This is a genomic window from Stappia sp. BW2, assembly GCF_008107695.1.
In the GTDB taxonomy this organism is placed as follows: Bacteria; Pseudomonadota; Alphaproteobacteria; order Rhizobiales; family Stappiaceae; genus Roseibium.
In genome coordinates, this window is record NZ_VIRG01000066.1 from 550,512 (window position 1) to 576,127 (window position 25,616).

The 25,616-nt window shown below is 59.3% G+C and carries 22 protein-coding genes; 8 read left to right on the plus strand and 14 right to left on the minus strand.

Annotation, left to right across the window (positions count from 1 at the left end; translation table 11 throughout):
• Nucleotides 1–164: 164 nt before the first annotated feature.
• The 4 genes from FMN63_RS14055 to ettA form a co-directional block, all read right to left on the minus strand.
• Nucleotides 165–782: an MOSC domain-containing protein gene (locus FMN63_RS14055; RefSeq protein ID WP_148584582.1), complete on the minus strand. Its 618-nt coding sequence runs from the start codon at nucleotides 780–782 to the stop codon at nucleotides 165–167.
• A gap of 132 nt (nucleotides 783–914) precedes the next feature.
• Nucleotides 915–3,035, minus strand: coding sequence for an FUSC family protein (locus FMN63_RS14060; protein WP_148584583.1), 2,121 nt, complete (start codon nucleotides 3,033–3,035; stop codon nucleotides 915–917).
• A gap of 91 nt (nucleotides 3,036–3,126) precedes the next feature.
• Nucleotides 3,127–4,089, minus strand: coding sequence for an endonuclease/exonuclease/phosphatase family protein (locus FMN63_RS14065; RefSeq protein WP_148584584.1), 963 nt, complete (start codon nucleotides 4,087–4,089; stop codon nucleotides 3,127–3,129).
• 140 nt (nucleotides 4,090–4,229) lie between these two features.
• Nucleotides 4,230–5,879, minus strand: a complete 1,650-nt coding sequence (ettA, locus tag FMN63_RS14070) for an energy-dependent translational throttle protein EttA (RefSeq protein WP_148584585.1) — start codon at nucleotides 5,877–5,879, stop codon at nucleotides 4,230–4,232.
• A 650-nt stretch (nucleotides 5,880–6,529) separates the two neighbouring features.
• On the opposite strand from ettA, the gene FMN63_RS14075 reads away from it, so the two are divergent.
• Together FMN63_RS14075 and FMN63_RS14080 are read left to right on the plus strand one after the other, a co-directional pair.
• On the plus strand, nucleotides 6,530–7,489 hold the full coding sequence (locus tag FMN63_RS14075; protein ID WP_148584586.1) for a 2-hydroxyacid dehydrogenase: 960 nt from the start codon (nucleotides 6,530–6,532) through the stop codon (nucleotides 7,487–7,489).
• 340 nt (nucleotides 7,490–7,829) lie between these two features.
• Nucleotides 7,830–9,824 (plus strand): methyl-accepting chemotaxis protein, encoded by a 1,995-nt coding sequence (locus FMN63_RS14080; RefSeq protein ID WP_148584587.1) that lies wholly within the window; start codon nucleotides 7,830–7,832, stop codon nucleotides 9,822–9,824.
• Between the two features lie 120 nt (nucleotides 9,825–9,944).
• On the opposite strand, the gene FMN63_RS14085 is transcribed toward FMN63_RS14080, so the two are convergent.
• From FMN63_RS14085 to bla, 3 genes are all read right to left on the minus strand, one after another.
• Complete coding sequence (locus tag FMN63_RS14085; RefSeq protein ID WP_148584588.1) at nucleotides 9,945–10,460, minus strand: Lcl C-terminal domain-containing protein; 516 nt, start codon at nucleotides 10,458–10,460, stop codon at nucleotides 9,945–9,947.
• A 143-nt stretch (nucleotides 10,461–10,603) separates the two neighbouring features.
• Entirely contained in the window at nucleotides 10,604–10,957 is a 354-nt protein-coding gene (locus tag FMN63_RS14090; protein ID WP_148584589.1) for a hypothetical protein, read from the minus strand.
• 84 nt (nucleotides 10,958–11,041) lie between these two features.
• Nucleotides 11,042–11,938, minus strand: a complete 897-nt coding sequence (gene bla, locus FMN63_RS14095; protein ID WP_148584590.1) for a class A beta-lactamase — start codon at nucleotides 11,936–11,938, stop codon at nucleotides 11,042–11,044.
• A gap of 164 nt (nucleotides 11,939–12,102) precedes the next feature.
• On the opposite strand from bla, the gene FMN63_RS14100 reads away from it, so the two are divergent.
• Nucleotides 12,103–12,972, plus strand: a complete 870-nt coding sequence (locus FMN63_RS14100; protein ID WP_148584591.1) for a LysR family transcriptional regulator — start codon at nucleotides 12,103–12,105, stop codon at nucleotides 12,970–12,972.
• 19 nt (nucleotides 12,973–12,991) lie between these two features.
• Here FMN63_RS14100 and mnmC2 read toward each other — a convergent pair whose 3' ends face one another.
• On the minus strand, nucleotides 12,992–13,720 hold the full coding sequence (gene mnmC2, locus FMN63_RS14105; RefSeq protein WP_148584592.1) for a tRNA (5-methylaminomethyl-2-thiouridine)(34)-methyltransferase MnmC2: 729 nt from the start codon (nucleotides 13,718–13,720) through the stop codon (nucleotides 12,992–12,994).
• A 103-nt stretch (nucleotides 13,721–13,823) separates the two neighbouring features.
• On the opposite strand from mnmC2, the gene FMN63_RS14110 reads away from it, so the two are divergent.
• From FMN63_RS14110 to FMN63_RS14120, 3 genes are all read left to right on the plus strand, one after another.
• Nucleotides 13,824–14,984 carry an NAD(P)/FAD-dependent oxidoreductase gene (locus FMN63_RS14110; RefSeq protein WP_148584593.1) on the plus strand — a complete coding sequence of 387 codons (1,161 nt, stop codon included), beginning with the start codon at nucleotides 13,824–13,826 and terminating at the stop codon, nucleotides 14,982–14,984.
• Nucleotides 14,985–15,551: 567 nt separating this feature from the next.
• Nucleotides 15,552–16,025, plus strand: a complete 474-nt coding sequence (locus FMN63_RS14115) for a YbaK/EbsC family protein (RefSeq protein ID WP_148584594.1) — start codon at nucleotides 15,552–15,554, stop codon at nucleotides 16,023–16,025.
• A 235-nt stretch (nucleotides 16,026–16,260) separates the two neighbouring features.
• A complete protein-coding gene (locus tag FMN63_RS14120; RefSeq protein WP_148584595.1) occupies nucleotides 16,261–17,328 on the plus strand; it encodes a Fic family protein in 1,068 nt (355 codons plus the stop codon).
• A 5-nt stretch (nucleotides 17,329–17,333) separates the two neighbouring features.
• On the opposite strand, the gene FMN63_RS14125 is transcribed toward FMN63_RS14120, so the two are convergent.
• The 4 genes from FMN63_RS14125 to cysQ all read right to left on the minus strand — a co-directional run bounded on the left by FMN63_RS14125 (nucleotide 17,334) and on the right by cysQ (nucleotide 22,613).
• Entirely contained in the window at nucleotides 17,334–18,347 is a 1,014-nt protein-coding gene (locus tag FMN63_RS14125) for an NAD-dependent epimerase/dehydratase family protein (protein WP_148584596.1), read from the minus strand.
• A 477-nt stretch (nucleotides 18,348–18,824) separates the two neighbouring features.
• Nucleotides 18,825–20,759 (minus strand): sulfate adenylyltransferase subunit CysN, encoded by a 1,935-nt coding sequence (cysN, locus tag FMN63_RS14130; RefSeq protein WP_162530042.1) that lies wholly within the window; start codon nucleotides 20,757–20,759, stop codon nucleotides 18,825–18,827.
• Between the two features lies 1 nt (nucleotide 20,760).
• The gene (gene cysD / locus FMN63_RS14135; RefSeq protein WP_148584597.1) at nucleotides 20,761–21,690 is read right to left on the minus strand and encodes a sulfate adenylyltransferase subunit CysD; all 930 of its coding nucleotides are present in this window, start codon (nucleotides 21,688–21,690) and stop codon (nucleotides 20,761–20,763) included.
• An 80-nt stretch (nucleotides 21,691–21,770) separates the two neighbouring features.
• A complete protein-coding gene (cysQ, locus tag FMN63_RS14140; protein ID WP_148584598.1) occupies nucleotides 21,771–22,613 on the minus strand; it encodes a 3'(2'),5'-bisphosphate nucleotidase CysQ in 843 nt (280 codons plus the stop codon).
• Nucleotides 22,614–22,919: 306 nt separating this feature from the next.
• On the opposite strand from cysQ, the gene FMN63_RS14145 reads away from it, so the two are divergent.
• Nucleotides 22,920–23,426 carry a PilZ domain-containing protein gene (locus FMN63_RS14145; protein WP_148584599.1) on the plus strand — a complete coding sequence of 169 codons (507 nt, stop codon included), beginning with the start codon at nucleotides 22,920–22,922 and terminating at the stop codon, nucleotides 23,424–23,426.
• Nucleotides 23,427–23,555: 129 nt separating this feature from the next.
• Here FMN63_RS14145 and FMN63_RS14150 read toward each other — a convergent pair whose 3' ends face one another.
• The gene (locus FMN63_RS14150; protein ID WP_148584600.1) at nucleotides 23,556–24,152 is read right to left on the minus strand and encodes a glutathione S-transferase family protein; all 597 of its coding nucleotides are present in this window, start codon (nucleotides 24,150–24,152) and stop codon (nucleotides 23,556–23,558) included.
• Nucleotides 24,153–24,224: 72 nt separating this feature from the next.
• On the opposite strand from FMN63_RS14150, the gene FMN63_RS14155 reads away from it, so the two are divergent.
• Nucleotides 24,225–24,944 (plus strand): helix-turn-helix transcriptional regulator, encoded by a 720-nt coding sequence (locus FMN63_RS14155; RefSeq protein ID WP_148584601.1) that lies wholly within the window; start codon nucleotides 24,225–24,227, stop codon nucleotides 24,942–24,944.
• A 196-nt stretch (nucleotides 24,945–25,140) separates the two neighbouring features.
• Here the strand turns inward: FMN63_RS14155 and FMN63_RS14160 are convergent, their stop codons facing one another.
• Nucleotides 25,141–25,554, minus strand: a complete 414-nt coding sequence (locus tag FMN63_RS14160) for a hypothetical protein (RefSeq protein WP_148584602.1) — start codon at nucleotides 25,552–25,554, stop codon at nucleotides 25,141–25,143.
• Nucleotides 25,555–25,616: the final 62 nt, after the last annotated feature.

Sequence of the window (25,616 nt, forward strand, 5' to 3'; positions counted from 1 at the left end):
CGCGTGTCGTCAGCCTGCTTGGCCGGGCCAAAAGCCCGCTCCACACACGCTTCCTGACGCGGCTCACCATGTCTAATGCCATTTCGTCTTCATTTGTGAGTCCATACCCTAGAGAAATTAGCACCATCCGGGAAACAGGTTTAGCTTGCGTCTTGCTTCGAAAATCAGATGCGCTCGTAAATCCACTGTTCGGGAACATGAGCGGTGACCGTCTCACCAGCCGTAACCTGCCCCGGAATTTCGACATAGCCAACAAGGCCTCGCTGGCGCTTCGCCTTTTGCGGAAATAACAGATCCAGCCCTTCTCCGCCCGGATTGGCTTCGGCTATCGCGGCGCCCGCGAAACGACAGGGTCTGTTTTCACCGTCCACACGAATAACCGCGCCGCCCTCGAAGACCAGCCGGGTGCGCGGCGGCACCATTGTAAGGTTTGGAATGCCGGACAAGATGATGTTGCCGCCGATCCATTCGCCCTTCATTTCCGGCAGGCCCATGCGGGTGGCAATCAAGGAAAGTTCCTCGGTGGACAGGATCGAAATCTGGCGTTCGTTGCACATCTCGGTGCCGCGCGGATAATAGGGTTCGCGGCCACCGGACTTGCGGGTGTATCCACTGTGCCGATCTCCCGAAATGCCTTCAAACGTCAGCTCCAGCGCGTCTGTCGCCGACGTTCTGAAGTCTTCTGCAGTGGTTGTCTGCAAGACACTCTCCACCTTGCCGTCGGTCCTGAATGCCGGCGTGATCCGAAAGTCATCGGCAAGAAGCTCGAGCTGGTCTGTCATGAAGGTCTCCTGTAGCTGTCGAGGGCCAATGCTAGGGCGTGGACACCTTCCTGACCAACGAAACTCCTTGATGTTTACATAAACGCGGCGGATGGATCCGCAACGCCGGGAATTTGAGCTGGGCACATCATTTCAGGCAGGGCCGGAGAAGAACGTCTCCTTGCGCAATCCGTCGAGGCACCTCACGACCTTCCGGGCATGATAGAGCATCGCGACCCAGCCGGTTTCAAGCGCGAGATTGCCAGTTGCGCCTTCGGGTATCGCTGCCATCCAGTCGTCCTCCAGACCCGGAACGGACTGCCTTGGACGTCCGTCAAGGACGGCAGAAAACTCGTCTTCCAGGCGTTTGTCCATCCGGGCGACAAGTGCATCTATTCCGGACTGGCCCGGACTTTCTCCCTTTTCCCGCATGACGTCCGAGCGGGCTTCGCGGTAAAGCACCACATATTGGGCCAGCACGATCACCAGCACGTTAAGGTCGCTGGCAGAGCGCGTAAACGACGACCACGGCGCCTGCTCGATCCGATAGGATTTGGCGGTGGCGATCAGCGTGCTGGCCGCCGTTCGAAGCCGGGCAAGGTCCTGAAGGTCCGTCTCGGCCCGGCCGCCTTCTGCCCTCAGGCAACTCCGACAGGCGTTGAGGTAATCGGACGCAAGCCCTGCAAAACTTGCACCGGTGCGGTTGGGAAACAGCAACCATGCCGCAGCAAGACCGACACCTGCGCCGATCATCGTGTCGTAGAGACGTGACCAGAGTTCAACGATGGGCAGATGTTCCAGAGTCTGCAGCCCCATGACCACCAGAAAACTGATGATGCCGGATGCAATTGCGTAATTGCGGTCGAGGAAAACGATGACAACGGGTATGGCAAGAACAACAAGCGCGAGCCGGACGGACGGAAACTCCGACAGGGCCGGATCGACCAGCATGGCCAGAACAACGCCGCCCGCCGTCCCGCCGATCCGCTGTGCGGTTCGAAGCAGCGTCGCCCCGAGGCTGTTCGAAAGCACGATGATGATGGTAAGCGTGACCCAATAGGCGTGATTGAGATTGAACGCGAGCCCCAGGGAAAAACCTATTCCGGCCGCGGCACCCGCCTGAAGCGACAGGCGCCAGGAAAGCTTCTGCCACCAGCCGTCCGTGTGCCCCTTCTTATCTCCACCAGGGCTCAGGCGAACTGGCTTGTCCCTTGCCGCCAGGAGCCACAAACGCTTGAAAGCCTGGGCGATGCGCAATTCCTGAAACCGGTCCTGTGTGGCCGCACCCGAAGCGGCCTGCAGCCAGTTCTCGGCAGGTATGCCCTCCCCGTTGTCTTCTTCCCCAACACCCGCCTCACCGGTTTCAAGGCGATGGACCAGTCGGTCGACAGTGCGGCGAAAGCCGGCATCTTGCGCAAGTTGGTTGCGTGCGTCCTTTGATAGCTGGGCGCGCGCATCCGCCACGACCTCCAGGGCAAGTTCCACCATGATTGCCGCTTCCGGCGACATGCCCGGCATCTCGCCTTCCGGCGTGAGCAGATCGGCGCATGCCTGAAGTTCCACACGCAGCTTAGCCAGATCCCTTATTCGGATGGCCGTGCCACCTGCAGGTCCGGCAGACCTGCCCGACAGTTGCCTGAGGTAGGTCGCCATCGCCTGACGGTTGGCAGCTTCCACCCTCAGGTAGGTTCGATAGGTCGAGGGCCGCCAGGGCCCTGTGCGGATCACGAGCGCCGTCACCGTTCCAAGCACTGCCATGGCCGGCAGCCAGAGGCCCGGCGATCCTCCAAGGTTGCCGAGGACCACAAACAGCCAGCTGATCGCCATGCTTCGTCCGACGCGCTGCCAGAAGGGGCTGAGCCCCTGCAGCGCAAAGCCCAGCATGATCACGGCAATCCAGAGAACCTGCAGAACGGTCGAGCCGCTTTTTCCCGATATCTCAGCGGCAACAGCCCCGAGTGTAAACAGGAGCGTCAGCAGCCCCCCAAGCTTCGCGATACCGAGGACCTCGGCCCTTCGGGTGGAAACCGGGGTGAACAGCAGGCAATGCCCGCCGGCAGCAGCTGCCAGAACGGCCAGCTTGAAGGCTGACTGGCCCGGCACGAAGCTTGCCACGGCATTTGCCAGAAAGACCGCCCCGAGGACGGTCAGCATGAGGTGAACGCCGCGCATCAGCCGCAGGCCGCCCGGATCGGTGCGCAGGAGACTTGTCTTTATGTCCGAAGCGGCTTGAAGCATTGGTTTGAGTTGAACCCGGCTCTTCAGGGCAGACACCCTGACATTCTGAATACACGTCTCTTATGCGGATTGCAGTGGCCCGTGTCCATGGCGCTTTGACCGCCGGGGTCAGACCTACCGACGGCGGTCAGTCGGACGGCTTGTCTTCTTCAAGCACGAATTCGGCAAAGACCGGCCAGTGATCGGAGCCGTTGAAGTGCCCAGGTTCGCAGGTCTTCACTTTGATCCCGTTCCTGACGAAGAAGTGGTCGAGTTCAAGACCGAGGCCCGGAACAGGGGCAAGCCATGTCGGGGTCCAACGGTTGCCGCAGACCGCCTTGCGCACCCCAGCGGTTCCCTGAAACTGCCTCAACAGCGGCGCCCAGGAGGTTGCATTCATGTCGCCGGCGACCAGAACCGGTCCAGTTGTGCGCGATACTTCGGTTGCGAGCTTTCGAAGAATGTCCGCCTGGGCGCGATAGAACCGCGGGATGAGCGGTGGCAGCGTATGAACCGCAAAGACGCTCAGGCAGGGCTCTGCCTGCGCAATGCAGTAGACTGCCTTCGTGATCGCGTATGGGTTCTCTTCCACGGGGATCAGTTCGACGTCACGCGGAGCCTTGCGCGAAAGGATAACTGCGGCGGGACGTCCGAAAACAGCCTGACCGGGCGTGCCTGCTACATGAACCATGCCCTGAAACCGATCAAGCAGCCTGTCATCGGCGGGCACCGGCAGCTCCGTGAGGATCATGAGATCAAAGCTGCGGGCCTTGTTCTCCTCAACGAGATTGTCGAGCGCTGCGGCGCTGCCGAAGAGATTTGCGGTGGCGACGCTGATGACCGGTTTCGCCGCTTCGGACGATGCAGCAAAGCGCCCGTCGTCGAAGATATCCATGCGCAGGAGAGCGACCAGCGACAGACAGACGGCCAACGCCGCCCTGTTCCAGTTCCGGAAAATCGCAAACCCGGCGGCAAACAAAAGGCCGGCAAGAACGTATTGGGCCTGAAAATGAGCCAGCAGATCAAGCGGCCAGCCGGCCGCTGCCAGAAACGAGGCAAGAACGGCGATGGCGAAAGCCGTAAACAGAAAGACGATCGTTCTGTGGACCATGCCTTGTGCCGCCCGCTGGACATCAATCGCCCGGAGACTGGTTTATAGCACCGGGCAAAAAAGATGCCGGCCCGTTGCCGGGACCGGCACATTCGGAAAACAGGGGGCAAGCCCCCTGTTTCAGCTTTCTGGCCGCTCGCTCAGCGTGTGAGCGGCTTGTACTTGATCCGGCGCGGGTCGGCGGCATGTGCACCAAGACGGCGGACCTTGTCCTTTTCGTAGTCTTCGAAGTTGCCTTCGAACCATTCCACATGGCTGTCGCCTTCAAAGGCGAGCATGTGCGTGGCCAGACGGTCGAGGAACATACGATCGTGGCTGATGATAACGGCGCAGCCGGCGTAGTTTTCCAGCGCGTCTTCCAGAGCAGCCAGCGTCTCGGTATCGAGGTCGTTGGTCGGCTCATCGAGCAGCAGCACGTTGGCGCCCTTCTTCAGGACCTTCGCCAGATGCACGCGGTTACGCTGACCGCCGGAAAGATCGCCGACCTTGGCCTGCTGGGCAGCCCCCTTGAAGTTGAAGGACGAGCAATAGGCGCGGGAGTTGATTTCCTTGTCATCGAGATAGATGACTTCGGCGCCGCCGGAAATCTCTTCCCAGACCGTGTTGTTCGGGTTGAGCGCATCGCGGGACTGGTCGACATAACCAAGTTGCACGCTGTCGCCGACGACGACCTTGCCCTTGTCCGGCGTTTCCTGGCCGGTCAGCATCTTGAACAGCGTCGTCTTACCGGCGCCGTTCGGGCCGATGACGCCGACAATGCCGCCGCGCGGCAGTTTGAACGACAGGTTGTCGATCAACAGACGGTCTTCAAAGCCCTTGGAAACATTGTCCACCTCGATGACGTTGGCGCCGAGACGCTCGCCAACCGGAATGAGGATCTGCTCGATGGACGGCTGACGCTCTTCCTGGGCGGTCAAGAGGTCTTCAAAGGCCCGGATACGGGCTTTCGACTTGGTCTGACGGCCTTTCGGGCTCATGCCCATCCACTCGCGCTCGCGCGAAATCGCCTTGGAGCGGGCCATGTTCTCGCGGCCTTCCTGCTCCATACGCTTGGTCTTCTTTTCCAGATAGACCGAGTAGTTGCCTTCGTAAGGGATGCCCTGACCACGGTCGAGCTCGAGAATCCAGCCCGTGACATTGTCGAGGAAGTAGCGATCGTGGGTGATGATCAGGACGGAGCCCTTGAACTCGCGCAGGTGCCGTTCCAGCCAGTGAACCGTTTCGGCGTCCAGGTGGTTGGTCGGCTCATCCAGCAGTAGCAGGTCCGGCTCGGACAGCAGCAGCTTGCAGAGAGCGACGCGGCGGCGCTCACCACCGGAGAGGTTTTCGACGTCTGCATCTGACGGCGGGCAGCGCAGAGCTTCCATTGCCATTTCCACCTGGCTTTCCAGGTTCCACAGATCCTGTGCATCAATCTCGTCCTGAAGCTGTGCGGCTTCCTCGGCGGTTTCGTCCGAGTAGTCCATCATCAGCTCGTTGTAGCGGTCGAGCTTGGCCTGCTTGTGGGCAACGCCTTCCATGACGTTTTCCATCACGGTCTTGGAGCTGTCGAGCTGCGGTTCCTGCGGCAGATAACCGACCTTCGCTCCCTCGGCCGCCCAGGCCTCACCGGTATACTCCTTGTCGATACCGGCCATGATCTTGAGCAGGGTCGACTTACCGGCACCGTTCGGGCCCAGGATACCGATCTTGGCGTCCGGGTAGAACGAGAGATGGATGTTGTCGAGGACCTTTTTGTCGTTGTAGGCCTTGGACAGGCCATGCATGTGATAAATGAACTGGCGCGCCATGGGGCTCCGCTTCTCCGCTTTCAAAATCTGATGGGATTCTCAGGAATTCTGCGGCGTCTTTTAGGGGAAATGACGCCCGGGGGCAATGGGGGGATTAAACCGGGAGCGGTCCATGAGCTTGTATCGCCCTCTGTCATTGACTGCGCAATCCCGATTACTCCTCCTCCTGCGCCAACTTCCGCCCGCCTTCACCTGCGGATAAGGCACCTTTTCTTTGGGCAAGTTACAAACCGCTGGCGATACCTAAAGTCTCCAGGAAGCAAACTACGCCCATTGCATCAGGCTCTGGCGGCAAATTCCGGAACTACGTGCAAGTCCTGGGCGCTGCCCGCACGGTCATTCCGGACAAGTGCAGCGACGCTGCACGCCGATCCGGAACCCAGCGCATCAGCGTGAGCAAAGCGAACTCGCGATCCTGCTCAAATTTGCCGCGCTTAGCGCGAAATATTTCTGGTTTCCGGATCTGCGCTCGACATTGTCTCGCTTGTCCGGAATGACAGTGGAAGGCACCGTTTCTCAGGCAGGTTGGACCATACACGCCTCAAGTGTAACCGAACTTGCGTACCAACTCCGCCCAATTGGATCTTTTCTCGCTCTGCCGAAGTCCTTAAGGTCACCGCACCTTTCTTCTTCATCCCACCGGACCCGCCATGACCTCCATCGATATTCTGATGCCCCGCCCGATGCTGCCGATTGTTCAGGAGCAGCTGGATGCCGCCTTTACGGTTCACCGGCTTTACGAGGCTGATGATCCGGAGGCGATGCTGGCGGAAATCGGCGAGAAGATTCGCGGAGTTGCGATGGCGTTCGGGCCGGTGAATGCGGAGTTTCTTGCGAAAGTTCCGAATGCGGAAATCGTTTCCAGCTTCGGCGTCGGCTACGACCACATCAACACGGACGACTGCCTGGCGGCGAATGTGATGGTCACCCATACGCCTGACGTCCTGACCGAAGAGGTTGCCGATACGGCGCTTGGGCTGATGATCATGACGATCCGCGAATTCGGCCAGGCCGAGCAATGGCTGCGGCAGGGCAATTGGGAAAGCAAGGGCCCCTACAAGCTGACGGGGGCAACGATGCAGGGACGCACACTCGGCATCTTCGGCCTCGGACGCATCGGCAAGGCGATCGCCAAGCGTGCCGAAGCCTTCGGCATGACAATCCATTACCACGGCCGCCACAAGCAAGACGACATCTCCTACCCCTACCACGCGACACCGACAGAACTGGCGGCTGCCTGCGACACGCTGATGGTGGTGGCTCCGGGCGGCGAGGAAACCAAACATGCCGTCAGTGCGGAGGTGCTGGAAGCACTCGGGCCCGATGGCATCGTCATCAATATCGGCCGGGGAACGGTCATCGACGAGGAGGCGCTGATCGCAGCCCTTGAAAACGGCACAATCTACGGCGCCGGTCTCGACGTATTCGAGAAGGAGCCGCATGTGCCGGATGCCCTTCTGAAACTGCCAAGGGTCACGGTGCTGCCGCATGTCGGCTCCGCCTCGCAGGCAACCCGCAATGCCATGGGCCGGCGTGTGGTCGACAACCTGAAAAGCTGGTTCGAAACGGGCAAGGCCGTCTCGCCGGTGCCGGAAATGCGTTCAGCCTGAGCGAACGCTGCGGCAACTTTGCGAAAGGCTCCACTCGGGCCAAGACGCCAACCAGACCTAAACGCCGCGGCTTTCAAAGTACGCGGCCTTTTTTGTGCCCAAGGTCTTAACGGGCAGGCAGTTCTTCGATTGTCAGCCTGAAAGAACGCTGCAACCTGCAGTGAGCCGCAATCCGCCGCACCTACCTGACCAAAACTGCCTTAGCGTCAAACTCGAAAGGCAGAAAAAGTCATATGAAACAATGACTTTTAAGGAATTAAATCGCTTTAATTAAAACTGTTTTAACCAACGTCAGAGCACCGTCCCCGGGAGGGAGGAAACAATCGGGGCTACTTTTGAAATGTCTGTACTACTTAGAATATCGTTAGGATTTGGCGCCGTCGCCATTGTCCTCCTCGGGTTGGGCGCCTGGTCCATCTTCAGCCTGAAGAATGTCAGCGTCGCTGTTGCCGGTCTGGATGACATGAATGGCGATGCCTTGATCGCAGCTGAATTGAATGCTGATGTTGCGACGATCCTCGCCGGGACCGGAGACTACCTGCGCACGCGAAAGCCCGAGGCTCTCGAACAGGTCACTCGCTATCTTGAAAAAACAGAGACTGGCCTCCGCAATGCAGAAGCTGAGATCCACAATCCGGCTCGCGTCGAGTTTCTGAAGCAAATTGAAGCGAATACAGCAACCTTCAAATCTGTTCTCGAAAAAGTTGCCGTTCTCTATGGCGAACGAGATGAGCTTGTAAAAGACAAGCTGAGCGTCATTGGTCCACAAGCGATCAAAAACCTTGAAAAGCTGGGGGCATCGGCAGCAGCGGATGGCAACTACCAGACGGCGTTTCTTGCAGCCAGGGTTCAGGAAAGTTTTCTGCGTGCCCGGATCGATATGCTCAAGTTCCTCGACACCAATGCTGTTGTCGAAATTGACCGCCTGCAAAATGAGTTCGAATCCGTCTCCGGCGAGCTTCTGTCTCTGGAACGCAGCATCGAAAGCCCTGCCCGGATGCAGCTTCTGGCAGAGACGACTCCCTTGATGAACGAGTATCAGACCTATGCGCTGCGTGTTCGCGACATCATTCTGGAACGAAACCAGTTGCGAAACGATGTCCTGCTGACTGCCGGTGCGAACGCCTCGGAAAATGCGCGCCTGATGAAGGATAGCGCCAGCGCCGACGCCACGGCTCTTGGTCTGGCGACAATTGACAGCGCTGATTCGGCGGTTGTTCACGTCGCCATTGTCGCCGCCGTTGCCCTGTTGCTCGCAATCGCGTTTGCGACACTCATTTCCAGAGCCATCGTCAAGCCGCTGCTGCGCCTCGTCGCGGACGCAAGGGAACTGGCTGCCGGAAACACGGACATTGCGTTTGAAGAAGCGAAACGTTCGGATGAAATCGGGAAAGTGGCCCAATCCATCGCCGGCTTCCTTGACGGCGTTCTGGACCGTCAACGCCTGGAGGCGGAGCAGAAGACGGAACAGGAAGCGCGCGAGCTGCGGACTGCCAGGGTGGCCACGGCTGTCGAAACTTTCGACAAGGAAGTCTCCGGCATGCTGAATTCCATTTCGGAGGCCTCGGGGAACCTGCAGGTGACCGCCAACCAGATGACCGCAACCGCACAGGACACCGCGTATCAGGCAAACACTGTGGCGAGCGCATCGGAACAAGCCAGTGTGAACGTTCAGACAGTTGCCGCTGCAACGGAAGAGCTTTCAGCCACCATTGGTGAGGTCAGCGGACAGGTTGTCCATTCTGCCAACATCGCTAGCGAGGCGGAAGCCCAGGCCCAAAAGACCAATCAGCAGATTGCCGGTCTGGCAACCGTCGCGGAAGATATTGGCGAAGTCATTGCCTTGATTTCAACGATTGCCGAGCAGACCAACCTTCTCGCCCTGAACGCCACCATAGAGGCTGCCCGGGCCGGTGAAGCCGGCAAGGGTTTTGCGGTGGTTGCGGCCGAAGTGAAAGAGCTTGCAAGCCAGACCGGCAAGGCGACCGAGGAAATTTCCGCCAAGATCTCGGCAATCCAAAGCGAGACGCGTGAAGCCGTCAGCGGCATTCAGGGCATTGCGAAAATCATCGCTGAACTGAACTCCGTTGCCTCCTCCATCGCATCCGCAGTGGAGGAACAATCGACAGCGACTTCGGAAATCTCCCTCAGCGTCGATCAGGCAGCGCAAGGCACCAACGAGGTGAGCCGCAGCATCGTCGTCGTGTCCAAGGGTGCCAGCGAAACGGATGCCGCCGCAGGAAGCGTTGTCGAGGCTGCCGAGCTTCTCATGGGACAGTCCACGACCATGCGTCAGGTGGTCGAACACTTCCTCAACGAGGTCAACGCCGCCTGATAACTGCGCGTTTGTTCATATGAAAAATGCCTGCCCCGGTCCGAACGTTCGGACCGGGGCAGTTGCTTTTCGGAACTGCCTTCCAATGACCATGTTCGGCCGTGCCATGTTCTGGACCAGTCAATTCGCAGCGGGACCGAGAAGCCTGCCTTTCACAAGCAAAACCGACAGATGGTAGCCCTTGCTGTGCATGTCGAAATAGCCATTCGTCACATCAAAGAAATAGAACATCCCGGGCATGGCTTCCGTTGAAGTCCAGAAGGTCGCGCCTTCGCCGAAGTCGGACGCGGTGATATTGGGAAAGGCGACGGTGTCGATCTTCGGACCTTCGCAGGTCTCGGCGTAAAGCGTTTCCAGTTCCGGCCCTGTCGGTACGCGCCAGCCGCCCCCTTCCCGCTCGGCGTAGGCAAGCGCCTCGTCTAGCGTGAGCCCGCGCGGTTCTCCGCTACACGTATTCGCTTCCGCGTCCCAGCTCATGCCGATCGCACATCTTTTCCAGGTCAGACCACGTGCCCCGTCCGTCGCCTCAGGACCCTTGAGGATGAAACCGGAACCGGTGGTTTCAATACAGGTGGCACGGGCCGTGATGGGCAGGAAAAGCGAAAATATGAGGGTGAATATTGTGCTGAATTTCATGCGGTTCTCTATGACTGACTTGATGTGATTGGAAGCCGGTAGGCAATGGGAAGGCTCGCGGCACGTTCCTTCGCGATATCGGCAAAAGCCCTGTTGTGGTCTTCATTCAGGTGCGGGAAGCATCCGGGCCAGACTTCACCGTCTCAATCTGATCCGCCGGCCGGACACCTGAACGGCGTGAAGGTGCTGCCCATGTTTGCGCTGACGGTCATCATCGTCAGGATGTCGGCAAAGGCGAACTCGGCGGGTGTTTTCGGGCAAACGGCTTTCCCGGCGAAACAGCCACCGGCGATGAAGGCATCGTGCTCGGCAACAAAGCCTGGCCGCATCTGCGAACGGCTGACATTTTCGAACGCCACCCGAACGACCTCCTGGTAGTAGGCGCATCGTCTGGCACGCTTTTGTTCGTGCGTCTCCGCTGCAAAGGCCAGCGAAGACATGACCGCGACTGCGACGAAGGCGAGCAGCCGGTAAGACAGGGGTCCTGGAATGGACAAGGTAGCCTCCGCCGGTAACGGGCTGGACGTTTCCAGAAGCGAGGGTGTCCGGGTGGATTTCGACGTCCACCCGAACGAGCACACTCAATCGTGGAGACTGTCGGCGAGCGCAGCGGCGATATCGGCTATCGCCCTGTTGCGGTCATCGAAGGAGGCAGCGGTCTGGGTGATATAGACCGCGATCACCACGGGCTTCCTGTCATCGGGCCAGATGACACCGATGTTGTTGCGAGAGCCGTTCCCCCCTGCCCCGGTCTTGTCCGCCACCGGCCATTCCTCCGGCAGGCCGGCGCGCAGGGTCGCCTTGCCAACCTGGTTGTCCAGCAGCCAATCCGTCAATCGAGTTCTGGCCGTGGGTGACAGGGCATCGCCCAGCACCAGTTTTTGCAAGGTTGCGACAGCAGCGGCCGGGGTGGTGGTGTCACGGTCATCGCCCGGTTGGCCCTCATTGAGGGTCGGTTCCGCCCGGTCCAACCGGGTAATGGTGTCGCCAATGCTGCGCAGATACTCCGTCAAACCTTGCGGACCGCCGACGGCTTCAAGAACCAGATTGGCGGCTGCGTTGTCGCTGATCGTAATGGCCGCGTCGCACAGTTCCAGATAGGTCATGCCGCCGGAGCCGATCTTTTTCTCGGTAACCGGCGAATAGGTGACCAGGTCTTCCTTGCGGATCTTCACGCGGTGTTCCGGCTGAAGATCCCCCTGCTCGCCCTTTTCCAGAAGCGCGGCGCACAGAAAGGCCTTGAAGGTGCTGTTGAGCGGAAATCGCTCGTCTGCCCGGTGGGTCCAGGTCTTGCCGGTTTCCGTGTCCAGAACGGCAACCCCGATCCGGGCCGACAGACGGTTTTCCGCATCCGCGACGGTTTTATCAAGGGGTGCGGGATCGAACCCGGCGGCCTGCGCAGATCCGGCTATGGCCGGAACCCCGGCGAAAAGGGCAAGAGAAAGCGTCAACGCGTTGCGGCGTATCCAGGGGTTCATCTTCAACTCCAATGATGAATACAAATGGCCCGATCCGGTGTGGCGTGTTGCCCCCCGCACCATTCGTCTTCGGGACACCGCAACAGTGCCGCTGCCTCAGATATAACGCAAATGATGAATACTGGGGTTAGACATGAATAAAACTTGGCCATACTGGAATCCGGATGGACGTCTCCAAACTGCCGCTTAATGCCCTGAGGGCCTTTGAAGCCTCTGCCCGGCTGTGCAGCTTCACACGGGCTGGACTGGAATTGCGGGTGTCGCAAACCGCCGTCAGTCATCAGGTAAAGACCCTGGAAGATGTGCTGCAGGTGTCCCTGTTCGAGCGCCTGCCGCGCGGTGTTGCCCTGACCGACGAGGGCCTGGCCCTTTTGCCTGTGCTGACCGATGCTTTCCGGCGGATGAGCGAAGCGCTCAGCCGGTTCGAGGACGGCAACTACCGGGAGGTGCTGACCGTCGGTGCGGTTGCGACCTTCGCAACCGGCTGGCTGTTGCCGCGTCTAGCCGGCTTTGCCAAGGCCCACCCGCAGATTGATCTGCGGCTGAAGACCAACAACAACCGTGCGGACATTCTGGCGGACGGCCTCGACTGTTTCCTGCGCTTCGGCGACGGCGCCTGGCATGCCACCAATGCGGAAAAGCTGATGGACGCCCCGCTTTCTCCGATCTGCTCCCCTGAAGCGGCGATGCGGTTGCGGGAACCGGAAGACCTTGTGAACGAGCCCCTGCTGAGATCGTATCGGATCGACGAATGGGCCATGTGGTTTCAGGCGGCACAGCTTCCCCCGCCTCGGGCACGCGGCTGGATGTTCGACAGTTCGCTGGCCATGGTCGAAGCCGTTGCGCAGGGAGCCGGTGCCGCCCTGGTGCCAACTTCGATGTTCAGCCGCCAACTTTTGTCCGGCGCCATTGTGCAGCCGTTCGAAACGAGTGTGCTGACGGGAAGCTACTGGTTGACTTGGCTGAAGTCGCGCGAAGAGACAAGCGCCATGCGCAAGTTCCGCGCGTGGATGCAGGAGACGGTTGCCGGGTGACGGAGGCCTGACGCCGTCGTTACGGCTTTCGCCCTTTCACCATTTCGCGTTTGCCGGCGAACCCTTCTGCCTTCTCGATTTCAAAGCCTGCAGCCTGAAGATTGCGGCGAACCCAGCCGGCAGCCGTGTAGGTTGCCAGCGTTCCGCCGGAGGTCGTCAGATCCGCTGCGGCTTTCAGAAGATCGGCCTCCCAAAGCTCCGGATTGCGTGCAGGGCTGAAACCATCGAGATACCAGGCATCGACGGGCGGTATCATCGGCTCCGCACCTGCTGCCGGTTTGCCCGTCGTTTCGCAGCGCAGTTCATCGATCAACTTCCGCGCATCGCCGATACCGATCCGCAAGGTGGCTCCGGCTATTTTCAGACCGTTCCAGCCTGGTTCCGGAGACCATGCCTTCAGCAGGTCGTCAGCCAGCGGCTGCAGCTCCGGAAAGGCCGATAGAGCGCGGGCCAGTTGCTCGCCAGTCATCGGGAATAGCTCGAACGTGACGAAGGTCAGTTCCGGCCGGTCGGGCCTTTCTTGCCACGCCGCAAGGGTGGTGAGGAAATTGAGGCCGGTGCCGAAACCGAACTCGGCAATGGTGAACCGCTCGCAAACGTCGAACCGCTCCGGCAGGCCGTTGCCACGCAAGAAGACATGACGGGTTTCGGCAAGCCCCCCTGCCTTGGAGAAATACGTGTCGTTGAAGCCTTCGGCCCGGGGCACGTCGCCCTGCAGCCATTCCAGATCCGGTGCCTTGATGGACATGATCTTGAGCTTTCCTTCCAGGCGACCTCATCAGCCTTTGCCATTTACAACGCGTTCTCATAAGAGAGCCAAACGGATCAATCAATCTCAAAGGACCCCGCCCATGGCAGCGACCGACGCCGAACCTTTCGATGTTGCCATCGCCGGTGCCGGCATTTTCGGACTGGCAATTGCCCGGGCGGCCATCGAGGCCGGCTTGAAGGTGGTGGTTCTGGAGAAAAGCCATGTTGGCGCCGGGTCCAGCGGAGGTGTGCTGGGCGCCTTGATGCCGCATATGCCGGCACGCTGGAACCCCAAGAAGGAATTCCAGTTCCAGGCACTGCTCTGTCTGGAAGAGCGAATTCGAACGCTGGAAAACCAGACCGGCCTCTCCTGCGGCTATCGCCGCTTCGGCCGCATTTTGCCGCTGACGACAACCGACAAGCTGGAGCATCATCTGGAACGTGCGGAAGAAAGCCGTCTGCGCTGGCGGCCGCAGGAAACCGGATTTTCGTATGAGGTTGAACCTGCCGGAAGCCGGTCAGACTGGCTTGATGCCAGTTCAGCCCCTTTCGGCATCGTTTATGAAACCCTTGCCGCGCGAATCTCGCCCCGGGCCTACCTCGCCAGCCTTGCCAGCCTTGTCCGTCAGAACGGCATCTTGCGGGAAGGTGTTGAAGTCACCGGTTATGACGATGCAACGCAAACCGTTGTGCTCGCCGACGGGCAGACCTCCATTCAGACTCGGCAATTCGTTGTTTCGGGTGGATTTGCGGCCTTCGACCTGATCGAGACGCTGACCGGAGAGCGGATCGGGCGGGGAGAGAAAGGCCAGGCCCTGCTTCTGGAGGGCAAGGGACTGGAGGACCGGCCTGCAATTTACTGTGACGGGCTTTATGTCGTACCGCACGATGACGGCACCGTGGCGATCGGCAGCACATCCGACCGGGAATTTGAAGACGCAAAGCCGTCACCGACGCGGTCAGCCGAGCTGTTGCAACGTGCCACCGCCTTCTGCCCGCAACTGCAGGGACGTCAGGTGCTGTCGGATTGGGCCGGCATCCGGCCGCGCAACCACAGGCGCGACCCGCTTGCAGGAAAGCTGCCCGGTTTCGAAACCGCCTTCGCGGCAACCGGGGGCTTCAAGATATCTTTCGGCATTGCTCATCTCATCGCGGACGCTCTGGTGGCCGACATGACCGGCCGTGAACCAGCAGTGCCCTTGCCGGACACATTCCGCCCCGCGCACCACTTTGGCAGCGGCAGGCTGGACGCCGACAGCTGAAGCAGCGCACGCACGCATGGTCCCGGCTGCGGCAGAAGCAAGTCCATTGCAGAAATGAGATGAAATACAGGCCGGGTCAGACATGACATGACCGCAATCTTGTAGCGGCCTCGCTCTTTCAGGAGCAGCTGACGTCGGCAACCTATATGGCGGCAACCACCGCATATAGGCCATAGAGGCTAAGCAGAATCGTCCCCCAGAAGAGGAGATTTTTTGCCACCAGAAATGGCAAACTCACAGACCTGTCCCGACGAGCTGCAATATCAGCCTGTTTCCGCCTCTTCATACCAGAGGACTCAACTTCAGTAACGGCTGCGGCGGCTCTCGCCATTTCGGCAATCCTTGAACAACAAAAACAATGGCTAACGGGAAACCTCTTACCGTAGCCACACACTGCACTGCTTAAGTCGTCATTGGTTAAAATCCGTTTAAGAATACCATGAATGTTTTATTAATTTACAGCACAATGAAATTATTGATATGCACGAATTGTGGTCCGGCCCAGCGCAGATCGTGCGCTCCCGCCTTGCCGGTCCGGTTTGATCCGACAGGAGGAATTTCCGTAGCATGAGCCTTGAAAGCGTCCGCAATCACCTTGCCAGTGCCGCCCCTGAACTTGAAGTCATCGTTACGGAAGACAGCAGTGCCACGGTCGACCTTGCCGCCAAGGCGCATGGAGTCGAGCCCGGTCAGATTGCCAAGACGTTGTCGTTTCAGCTCAAGGACAGGATCTTTCTTGTGGTTGCCCGCGGTGATGCCCGGCTGGACAACAAGAAGGCAAAGGCGGCCTTTGGCGGCAAAGTGAAGATGCTCGGCCTCGACGAGGTGGAAACCCTTACTGGACACCCGGTCGGCGGCGTCTGCCCGTTCGGCCTCGCCCAGCCGCTGCCCGTCTACTGCGATATCTCGCTGAAGGAATACGATGTGGTCATTCCGGCGGCCGGCGCTACCAACGCCGCCGTGCGGATCGCACCGGACCAGATGGCCGAAATCACCGGTGCCGAATGGGTGGACGTGTGCCAGCCGCCGGCAACCACCTGATCCCTCCGACAATGGCCGAATGACCGGCGGTCAGCCCGGTTTTCATCGATCCTGCGAAAGATATCGGCCCCACAACCCACCAAGAACCATCAGTTGTACAAAAGGTCGCTCCCTGTGTTTGCGGTCACAGGGAAAGGAGTTGCTCTTCGCCTAGATCCGGCGCCGACCGACGCCTTCATGGTGTCGCGTCTCACCCTGACCATTGGCTCGAGAGCCCTCACGAGGTAGTAACCGCATGATCCACAGGATCACCGAAAGTGAATTTAAAGCCGCATTGAATGCAGATCGATCTTTTGCAATCTACGCTAGTAAGACAGGAAAATACGCGAACCATCTCGCGAGTGAGGCCTGGAAAGCCGAGGGTATTCTGCCATCGACTTACGCGAGCGCCGAGGAAAAGCAGAAACGACTCCGGAAGATCGTCCAGCATACGTCTACCCGAATAGCGACGGAACAAGTCAAGCTGAGCCGAGCCCGCCGCCAGACAATGGCTATCTTTGGCAGGGCGATGAACCGCTGTCTGGAACGGGAGCTGGCCCAGCCACACAACCAGATGCCGCCGGCAAGCTATCACGCCAGCGCCAACATGGCAGATGCAGTGAAGGCAGCCAAATGGGTGGCACATGTCTCTGGATCCATGGACCTTCAACATTGCCCAATCACCGAGCAGGACATTGAAACGGCCATCAGGCACATCGCGGCCAATCGTCAGATGTTCACGGCCGCAACTTTGACTTACATCCGCAAGAAAACCTATTACGGACCGAGTCCTTCCATGGCGTCCCGGGCGGCGGCAAAGCTGAAACACCTTCGGGCGCGCCTCCGTCGGGGTTCACCAAGATTCACTCCGGCAGACTTAGACAACATGGTTCTGAGAACGGAGGCATACGTAACCTTCCCGAATTCCGCCGTTCGTTGGGCCGAACCGGAGCATGCCTTTCCCGGGACGATTTCGGGTCAGTATTTTCTCTACAATTTCGTTTTCCCGCAGGCACAGACCCTGCTTTCCCAGGTACCCGCGGCACGCGCTCCCGGGCAGCGTGGTCCGTCGGTATTGAATCTGGCGTGTTTCGTTTTGGGTGCCTTCATCGCCACCCATCCGTTCAAGGATGGCAATGGCCGAACCGCGCGCGTGCTCTACGCAGGGACCCTGCTTGCCCATGGGCACCCCTTCGTGGCGCCGGCATTCGCCTTTGAACAACGCCTTCACGGCCTTCGGTCGACGCTGGACGCCGCAGATTTCCACCCCACCGATCACTTTGATTTTCTGGATAACTTCGAAGCGTCTTTGATGCGCTCCTGAAGGTCTCAGATCCTGTAATACTCACGATACCACGTCACGAACCTGGCAACGCCATCCTGCACCGTCGTCTTCGGACGGTAGCCTGTCAGGCTTTGCAGCAGATCCGCATTGGCCCAGGTGGCTGGTACGTCACCGGCCTGGATCGGCATGAGGTTGCGTTCGGCGGTTCTACCGGTGGCCGCTTCAATGGCTTCGATGAACTCGGTCAACTGGACGCAGGTGGAATTGCCGATATTGACCACACGCCAGGGGGCGACAGGCGACAGGCTGTCGCCCTCCGGTACAGTTTCTCCCTCGGATGGGCGAACCGGAACGGCATCCATCAACAGCCGGATGCCTTCGACAAGATCTTCCACATAGGTGAAGTCCCTTCTCATGTCGCCGTAGTTATAGACGTCGATGGGCTTGCCTTCGAGGATGGCCTTGGTGAACTTGAACAGAGCCATGTCCGGCCGGCCCCAAGGACCGTAGACGGTGAAGAAACGGAACATGGTCACTGGCAGGTGATAGAGATGGGCATAGGAATGCGCCATCGATTCTGTTGCCTTCTTGGTCGCCGCATAGAACGACATCTGGTGGTCGGCCTTGTCGGTCTCCGTATAGGGCATTTCGGTGTTGGCCCCGTAGGCGGACGATGTGGACGCCAGCAGCATGTGTTCAGGCGGAAAGGCTCTTGCCGCCTCTAGCAGTTCGAAGGTGCCGCAAATGTTGCTTTCCAGGTAGGAACGCGGCGCCTCGATGGAGTAGCGGACGCCTGCCTGCGCTGCCAGATGAATGACAAAATCCGGCCGCTCGGTGCGGAACAGGGACATCAACAGGTCCGGCGCCTCAACCCGGTCGTTTATCGGCTTGAAATGCTCGTTCTGCATCAGCATCTGCTGCCGGCGTTCCTTCAGGCGGACATCGTAATAATCCGTCATGGCATCGAGGCCGATCACCCGAAAGCCATCCTTGAGAAGTCGGGTGCACAGGAAATAGCCGATAAACCCGGCAGAGCCGGTCACCAGAACGGTTTTCATGATTTAGCCAAAGCCTTTCGATCAAAAATTCATTTTGCAAGAACGTGACAGTCGGGGTGTGCCCCCATAAATGAAGACGACATGTGGTGAATCCATTCTCATGTCCTTCGGATTTGACCGGATCGGTCCTCCTCAAACCATAGCATCTTCATTTACGGGTCCACACCCTCGTCACCCAAGGTATTAAAAGGCTTCGTGAGAACCGGCAATGGTGAAGTCTGCCGGAACCGCCTCGGAGACCGGGCACAGCGGCACGCACCAGCTGCGTCTTCCTTATCGCAAAGGCATTGCGGCTGCGTGACACATGCCCAGCCGGCCTGAGGGTGTGCGGGCTTATCAGCGAGATCCACGCTCACCTTGCCGGGTATCCGCAATCAGCGTCTGGAAAAGAAAAACCACCCGCGCCGTTGTCGCGCGGGTGGTTCTTTTCAGTCCTCTGCGGCATTTCACCCTGCCGCGCTCCGATCCGGAGCCTTGTCAGATCCCCTCGCCGTCGGAGCCAAAGCTGTTCAGGTAGCCGTGCTCACGCAGATATTCGATGATCTCTTCGGCGACCTCCTCCGGGTCCCGGCCGACATTGCGGATATGAAGTTCCGGGTTTTCCGGCGCTTCGTAGGGGCTGTCGATGCCAGTGAAGTTCTTGATCTCGCCTCGGTCTGCCTTGGCATAAAGGCCCTTCGGATCGCGCTTGCGGCATTCCTCGATGGGCGTGTCGACAAAGACCTCGATGAACTCGCCGTCTTCCAGAAGATCACGCGCCATCTTACGTTCCGAGCGGAACGGCGAGATGAACGACACCAGCGTGATCAGGCCCGCATCGGCAAAGAGCTTGGCGACTTCGCCCACACGGCGGATGTTTTCCACCCGGTCGGCATCGGTGAAGCCCAGGTCCTTGTTCAGCCCGTGCCGCACGTTGTCACCGTCGAGCGTGTAGGTGTGCCGCCCGTCAATGTGCAGCTTCTTTTCCACGATCGAGGCGATGGTGGATTTGCCGGAGCCGGACAGACCCGTGAACCACAGAATTGCCGGCTTCTGACCGAGCTTTTCGGAACGGGCCGCCTTGTCGACATCGAGCGCCTGCCAATGAATGTTGCTTGCCCGGCGCAGTGCGAACCAGACCATGCCTGCACCAACCGTCGAGTTGCTCATCCGGTCGATCAGGATGAAGGAGCCGGTCGTGTGGTTGGCTTCATAGGGATCGAACGGCACCGCCGAGGACAGCGAGAAATTGCAGAACGCGATTTCGTTCAGCGTCAGCGTCTTGCCGGCCACATGCTCGAAGGTGTTGACGTTGATCTTGTGTTTGATCTCCGAGACTGTCGCAGTCACCGTGCGGGTACCGATCTTCAGAAGATAGGACCTCCCCGGCAGCAGCGGCTCGTCGGACATCCAGATGACATGGGCGGCAAACTGATCGGCCACCTCCGGACGATGTGCGGTGGAGGTCAAAAGGTCCCCGCGGGAGATGTCGATTTCATCTTCCAGCGCAATGGTGATTGCCTCGCCGGCCCGGGCCGAGCTGACTTCGCCAGTTGCACCGATGATCGACTTCACCCTGGATTGCTTTGCGGGGCCGGCAACCACCAATTCGTCGCCAATCGCAACCTGGCCGCTGGCGACAGTGCCGGAATAGCCGCGGAAATCGAGGTTGGGCCGGTTGACCCACTGCACCGGAAAGCGGAACGGCGCTTCCAGCACGTGTTCGCCCACCTGCACGGTTTCCAGATGTTCCAGAAGCGTCGGGCCGGAGTACCACTCCATCTTGTCACTGCGGCCGGTGACATTGTCGCCATAGCGCGCCGACATCGGAATGGCCTGCAGGGTTTCGAAGTCGAAGCCGTTGGCAAAGACTTCGAATTCCTTGCGGATTTCCTCAAAGCGTTCCTGGGAAAAGCCGACAAGGTCGATCTTGTTGATGGCCAGCACAACGTGGCGGATGCCCAGCAGCGACGCAATGAAGGCATGGCGGCGGGTCTGGATCATCAGGCCGTTGCGCGCATCAACCAGCAGCACGGCAAGATCGGCCGTGGAAGCGCCGGTGGCCATGTTGCGGGTGTATTGCTCGTGGCCCGGGGTGTCAGCAACGATGAACTTGCGCTTTTCGGTCGCAAAGAACCGGTAGGCGACATCAATGGTGATGCCCTGCTCGCGCTCCGCCTCAAGGCCGTCGACCAGCAACGCCAGGTCGATGTCCTCGCCCACGGTGCCGTGCTTTCTGGAATCGCGCTCCAGCGCGGCAAGCTGGTCTTCGAAGATCAGCTTGGTGTCATAGAGCAGACGACCAATCAGCGTCGACTTGCCGTCGTCGACGGAACCGCAGGTCAGGAAACGAAGCTGGTCCTTGCTTTCCTGGGCCAGGATATAGTCTGTGACGGCTGTCTCTGCAGCTTCCTCAATGTTTTCGATTGTCATCTTAGAAATATCCTTCCCGCTTTTTCTTCTCCATTGACGCGCTTTCATCCTTGTCGATGAGGCGGCCCTGGCGCTCGGATGTGCGGGCAATCAGCATTTCGCGAACAATGGCAGGCAACGTGTCGGCGTCCGATTCAATAGCGCCGGTCAGCGGGTAACAGCCGAGCGTGCGGAAGCGGACCAACTTTTCCTCGATCACTTCGCCAGGCTGCAGTTTCATGCGGTCGTCATCGACCATGATCAGCATGCCGTCGCGGTTTACCACCGGTCGTTTGGCGGCAAAATAGAGCGGCACCATCGGGATGTTTTCTGTCAGGATATACTGCCAGATATCCAGCTCGGTCCAATTGGACAGCGGAAACGCGCGGATGCTTTCACCCTTTGCCACACGGGCGTTGTAAAGGCTCCAGAGCTCGGGCCGCTGGTTCTTCGGATCCCAGCCGTGATTGGCATTGCGGAAGGAGAAGACGCGCTCCTTGGCACGGGACTTTTCCTCGTCCCGGCGCGCACCGCCGAAAGCCGCATCGAAGCCGTATTTGTTCAGCGCCTGTTTCAGCGCTTCGGTCTTCATGATGTGCGTATGAACCGACGAGCCGTGCTCGAACGGACTAATGTTCTTTTCCAGCCCTTCCGGGTTGGTATAGACCAAGAGATCCATGCCGAGGCGCTTCGCGGTTTCATCGCGGAAGGCGATCATGTCGCGGAACTTCCAGGTCGTATCCACGTGCAGCAGCGGAAACGGCGGTTTGGACGGATAGAAAGCCTTCATCGCCAGATGCAGCATGACGCCGGAATCCTTGCCGATGGAATAGAGCATCACCGGATTGGAGAATTCCGCCGCGACCTCGCGGATGATGTGGATGCTTTCCGCTTCAAGGCGCTTCAGATTGCTGAGGCGCTCGGGTGTGAGCCCGTGAGATTGCATGTTCATGTTCGCTTTTCCGTTTGGCCGGCGAACCGACCGTATCAAAAATCGGACACGGGCTTCTTGCCCGCGCAATTTGCCAGTCGTCAGGCGGCCGGGGCCACGTCGCGCAAGAGGCTTCTGCAGCCCGTCGCCAGAAAATATGGATTTCTCAAATCGTCCTTGCCGGCGTTTTCCGGTACGCGGTAGACAAAGTCTTCGCCGGTCTCCGCCAGAACAACGGCCCCGCCTGCGGCGCGCACGATGGCATCGCCTGCGGCAATGTCCCATTGCATGGTCGGCGCCATCCGGGGATAGAAGTCGGCCCGGCCGGCGGCAACCCAGCACAACTTCAGCGACGAGCCGACATTAAGCTGCTCCGCGACGGTCAGCCGTGCGATCAGGGCAGAGGTTTCTTCCGAAAGATGAGACCGGCTGGCGAGCACGCTGATGCCATCCACCGGCGGCGTACGAACGGATATGGGTGTGATGTCGGTGATCCCGCCGTCCCGGATGGTGCCTTTGAAAGCCTTGGTGGCACGGCCACCGCCCTCCTGGATGTCCCCGCCCCAGTAAATTTCGTCAAGGGCCGGAGCGGAGACCACACCGAAGACCGGTCTGCCGTTTTCGATGAGAGCGATGTTGACGGTGAACTCACCGTTCTTTTTCAGAAATTCCTTTGTGCCATCGAGCGGATCGACGAGGAAATAGCGCGCGCCCGCCGCCGGCAGATTGCCGGCTTCAACGGCTTCTTCGGCCACAACCGGAATATCGGGAAACTTTTCAGCAAGACCCGCGAGAATGATTTCCTCGGCCGCAGCGTCGGCCTTGGTCACCGGAGATCCGTCAACCTTGTTCTCGACCTCGAACGGTTCTGCGTAGATCTTGAGGATTTCCTCTCCGGCACTCAGTGCCAGCCGGTTCAAGAAAAATATCTGGTCTTCAGTCATAAATGCCTCAATTTGCGCCGGGAAAAATTGCCCCCCGCGCTGTTCGCTCGCGTGGCTGTCCCGTAAATAGAAAAGGAGAGTGTATCAATTCAAGGAATGGTGTTCCACGTTTTAGGCTGAATAGAAAATGCTGCGTTTTCTCTGACCGCCGCATGGGAGCTTTTGTTTCCCCTCACAAGACCCGAATCCCGGTGCGGACAGGGCCCCGAAATACGTGGATTCACCGATTAGCAATGGCTTTGAGCCTAAACTTGCCGCAAATGGGGTCTAATGTACCCTTGGAATCAATGAGAATGCGAGAGATCCATGTCGGACGCCGCCAAACCCTTCGCCCCCCATCCGGCGAATGAGAGTGCAAGCGATCACCTGCCGCGCGAGCGGCGGGCGCGCGTCTTCAAGAAAGGCAAGATGGTCTTTCAGAACGGGCTTCGCTCGATTCCCTGTGTGGTGCGCAATATCTCCGACGGCGGTGCCTTGCTGGAGTTCGAGCAAGCCTACATGCTGCCCAAGGAATTCGATCTGCACATCGACCTGGAAGATTATGAAGTCACTTGCGAACGGCGATGGGAAGAAGGCCTGCGGTGCGGCGTGCAGTTCATCGGTGAGAAACGGCCCGTTGCGGCCCAGCGCGCACAAGTCCTGCAAAGCTCCGAAGAGGCTTTGAGAAACGAACTCGACAATCGGCGCGACAGCCCGGACAACTTTTTCCAGCGCCGCCACATGGGCGAACCGCATCCCGACGAGCGCGCCTCCGTGCGCCGTAACCGACAGGACATCATCGGCAGCAAACCGACCTTCGGCAAGAGACGCTGATACGCTGCCGGCGCAGCAAGCACCCCGCGAGCAGTAACAACGCCCTATAGCCCCTCTGCGCTTTGTAAAACAGATGCGGCCTGACGGGACAGCCGTCAGGCCGAATAGTCAACTCAGGTTCACAGTCGCTCAGGCCGCGTTGCGCTCACGTTCAAATGTCCGCACGGTGGCTGGGCGTTCGCTGCACCGCTTCACCCAGTCGCGGATCGCTTCGTTGTCCGGCATCAGATCCGGCAGCCACAGGAACGGACCGCTGCACAAGAGGTCGACGGCGGAATAGTTTTCGCCCAGCAGATACGGCTGTTTTTCCAGCGTTTCGACAAGCCGAGCGACCATCGTGTCATAATCACGCAGGCTTGCCTCCAGCGCGGGATGCGTAAGCCCCGCAAATTTCAGAATGATGACCGGCTCCATCACGCCCTGATAGTAGAACAGCCAGGACAGATACTCGCCGCGCTTCGGCTGCCCCTCGATCGGCCCCAGCCCGGCTTCGGGAAACTTGTCGGTGAGATAAAGCATGATTGCGCCGCGCTCGCGGATCGCCTCGGCTCCATCCACCAAGTAGGGCACCTTCTTTTCGGGATGCGGGTTGGATGGATCCGGCTCGCCTGTGCCATCCAGCCGGCGAACCGTCACTTCCTTCACCTCAACGTCGGCGCCCAGCTCTTCGATCAGCGTCACGATTGCTGAAGAGCGGCTGTTGGGAGAATGGTAAAGCGTCATCATGGGAAAGCTCCTTTTCTTTGCGATGCCAAAGGTATAGCTTCCCCCTGCTGACAATTTACGGCAGGAGCAAAAATGGCCCGTATGGACAGGCTGATGCGCCTGATGGATACCCTCAGGCGCTTACCCCAACCGGTCACCGCCGCACGCCTTTCCGAAGAGACCGGCGTTTCCCTGCGCCAGCTCTACCGCGACATCGCCACCTTGCGTGCGGGCGGCGCGCTGATCGACGGGGCCGCAGGCGTCGGCTACACCTTGACCGAAGATCCCGTGCTGCCGCCGCAGAGTTTCTCCCGGCTGGAAATCGAGGCATTGATGCTGGCGCAAAGCGGGCTGGACCAGATCGGTGACGAGACACTGAAAAAGGCCGGCCGCAACGCCATGGCCCGCATCATCGCCACCCTGCCCGACCGGCAGGCCCGCCAGGCCATGCACACGGTGATGCGCAGCTGGCGTCAGCCGGACAAGCGCCCCCCGGTGACGGTGGATCTCGACCTGTTGCGCGAGGCCTGCTGGGAAGAGTTCAGCCTGATCATCACCTATCGCGACCTGCAGGAGCGGACGACCACCCGGGAAATCTGGCCGATGGGCCTGTCCTACAGCGAAACCTCGCTGCTGCTGCTCGCCCATTGCCGCCTCCGGCAAGACTACCGCCACTTCCACGTCAGCCGGATCGCCTCCCTGGCGCCCGGCACCGAAAGCTTCCGCCCCAACCGGGTGGGCCTGCTGCGCGACTACATCAAGCAACGGGGATATGACCGGAACAGGCAAGCTCGACGCGGCCCGGCCGGGTAACAGGAGAGCTCGGAAGGAGGTTGTTTCAAAAGGCGGAGTTTTCGGGGGAGCAGGTCAGGTGCATTGCGAGCTGAATGGTGCACCGAGATTTACCGGACCCGATGAGCTGGACTGCCGCTTGCACCGGCTCCTTAAGTGCTATGATGCGGTTGTTAAAAGCTGCAAAGATGGGAGCCAGACACGCCAGCAGGCCCGGTTAGATTCGAACCAGACCTACGACTTGAGAAATGTCGCGCCATTTTATTTCTTTCGGGAGAGCCTCTCCATCAAAGAAGGCTTTAAACACCGCAACTACGTCATCTGTGAAAAGGACTTCGTCAGGCCATATTTTCAAATTTCCTCCACCAAACATTAGAGTTTGTTCGCCCTCAAAAGATACTTTGGCTTGTCCAAAGTGAGCGCGCCAATGCTTGGAAGCTTGCGGGTCTCTCATTTCCAACACACAGGTTACTCCGCCACCAGCAACCTGCAGATAAGAGCCATCTTGCCTCGTTAAGCTTGCATATGACTGTGGGCCGTAGCTCCTCAGTTTTCGCAAAGCCTTTTCAACTTTGGAGAAGGTCGAAACCTGTATAGGGCTTTTCTTTTCGACTTCTAGAAGCATGTTCATGGTAGATAGATCGTTATGTTGCCAACCACTTTTTCACCTGCAAGTTTGCCGAAACCGTCTGC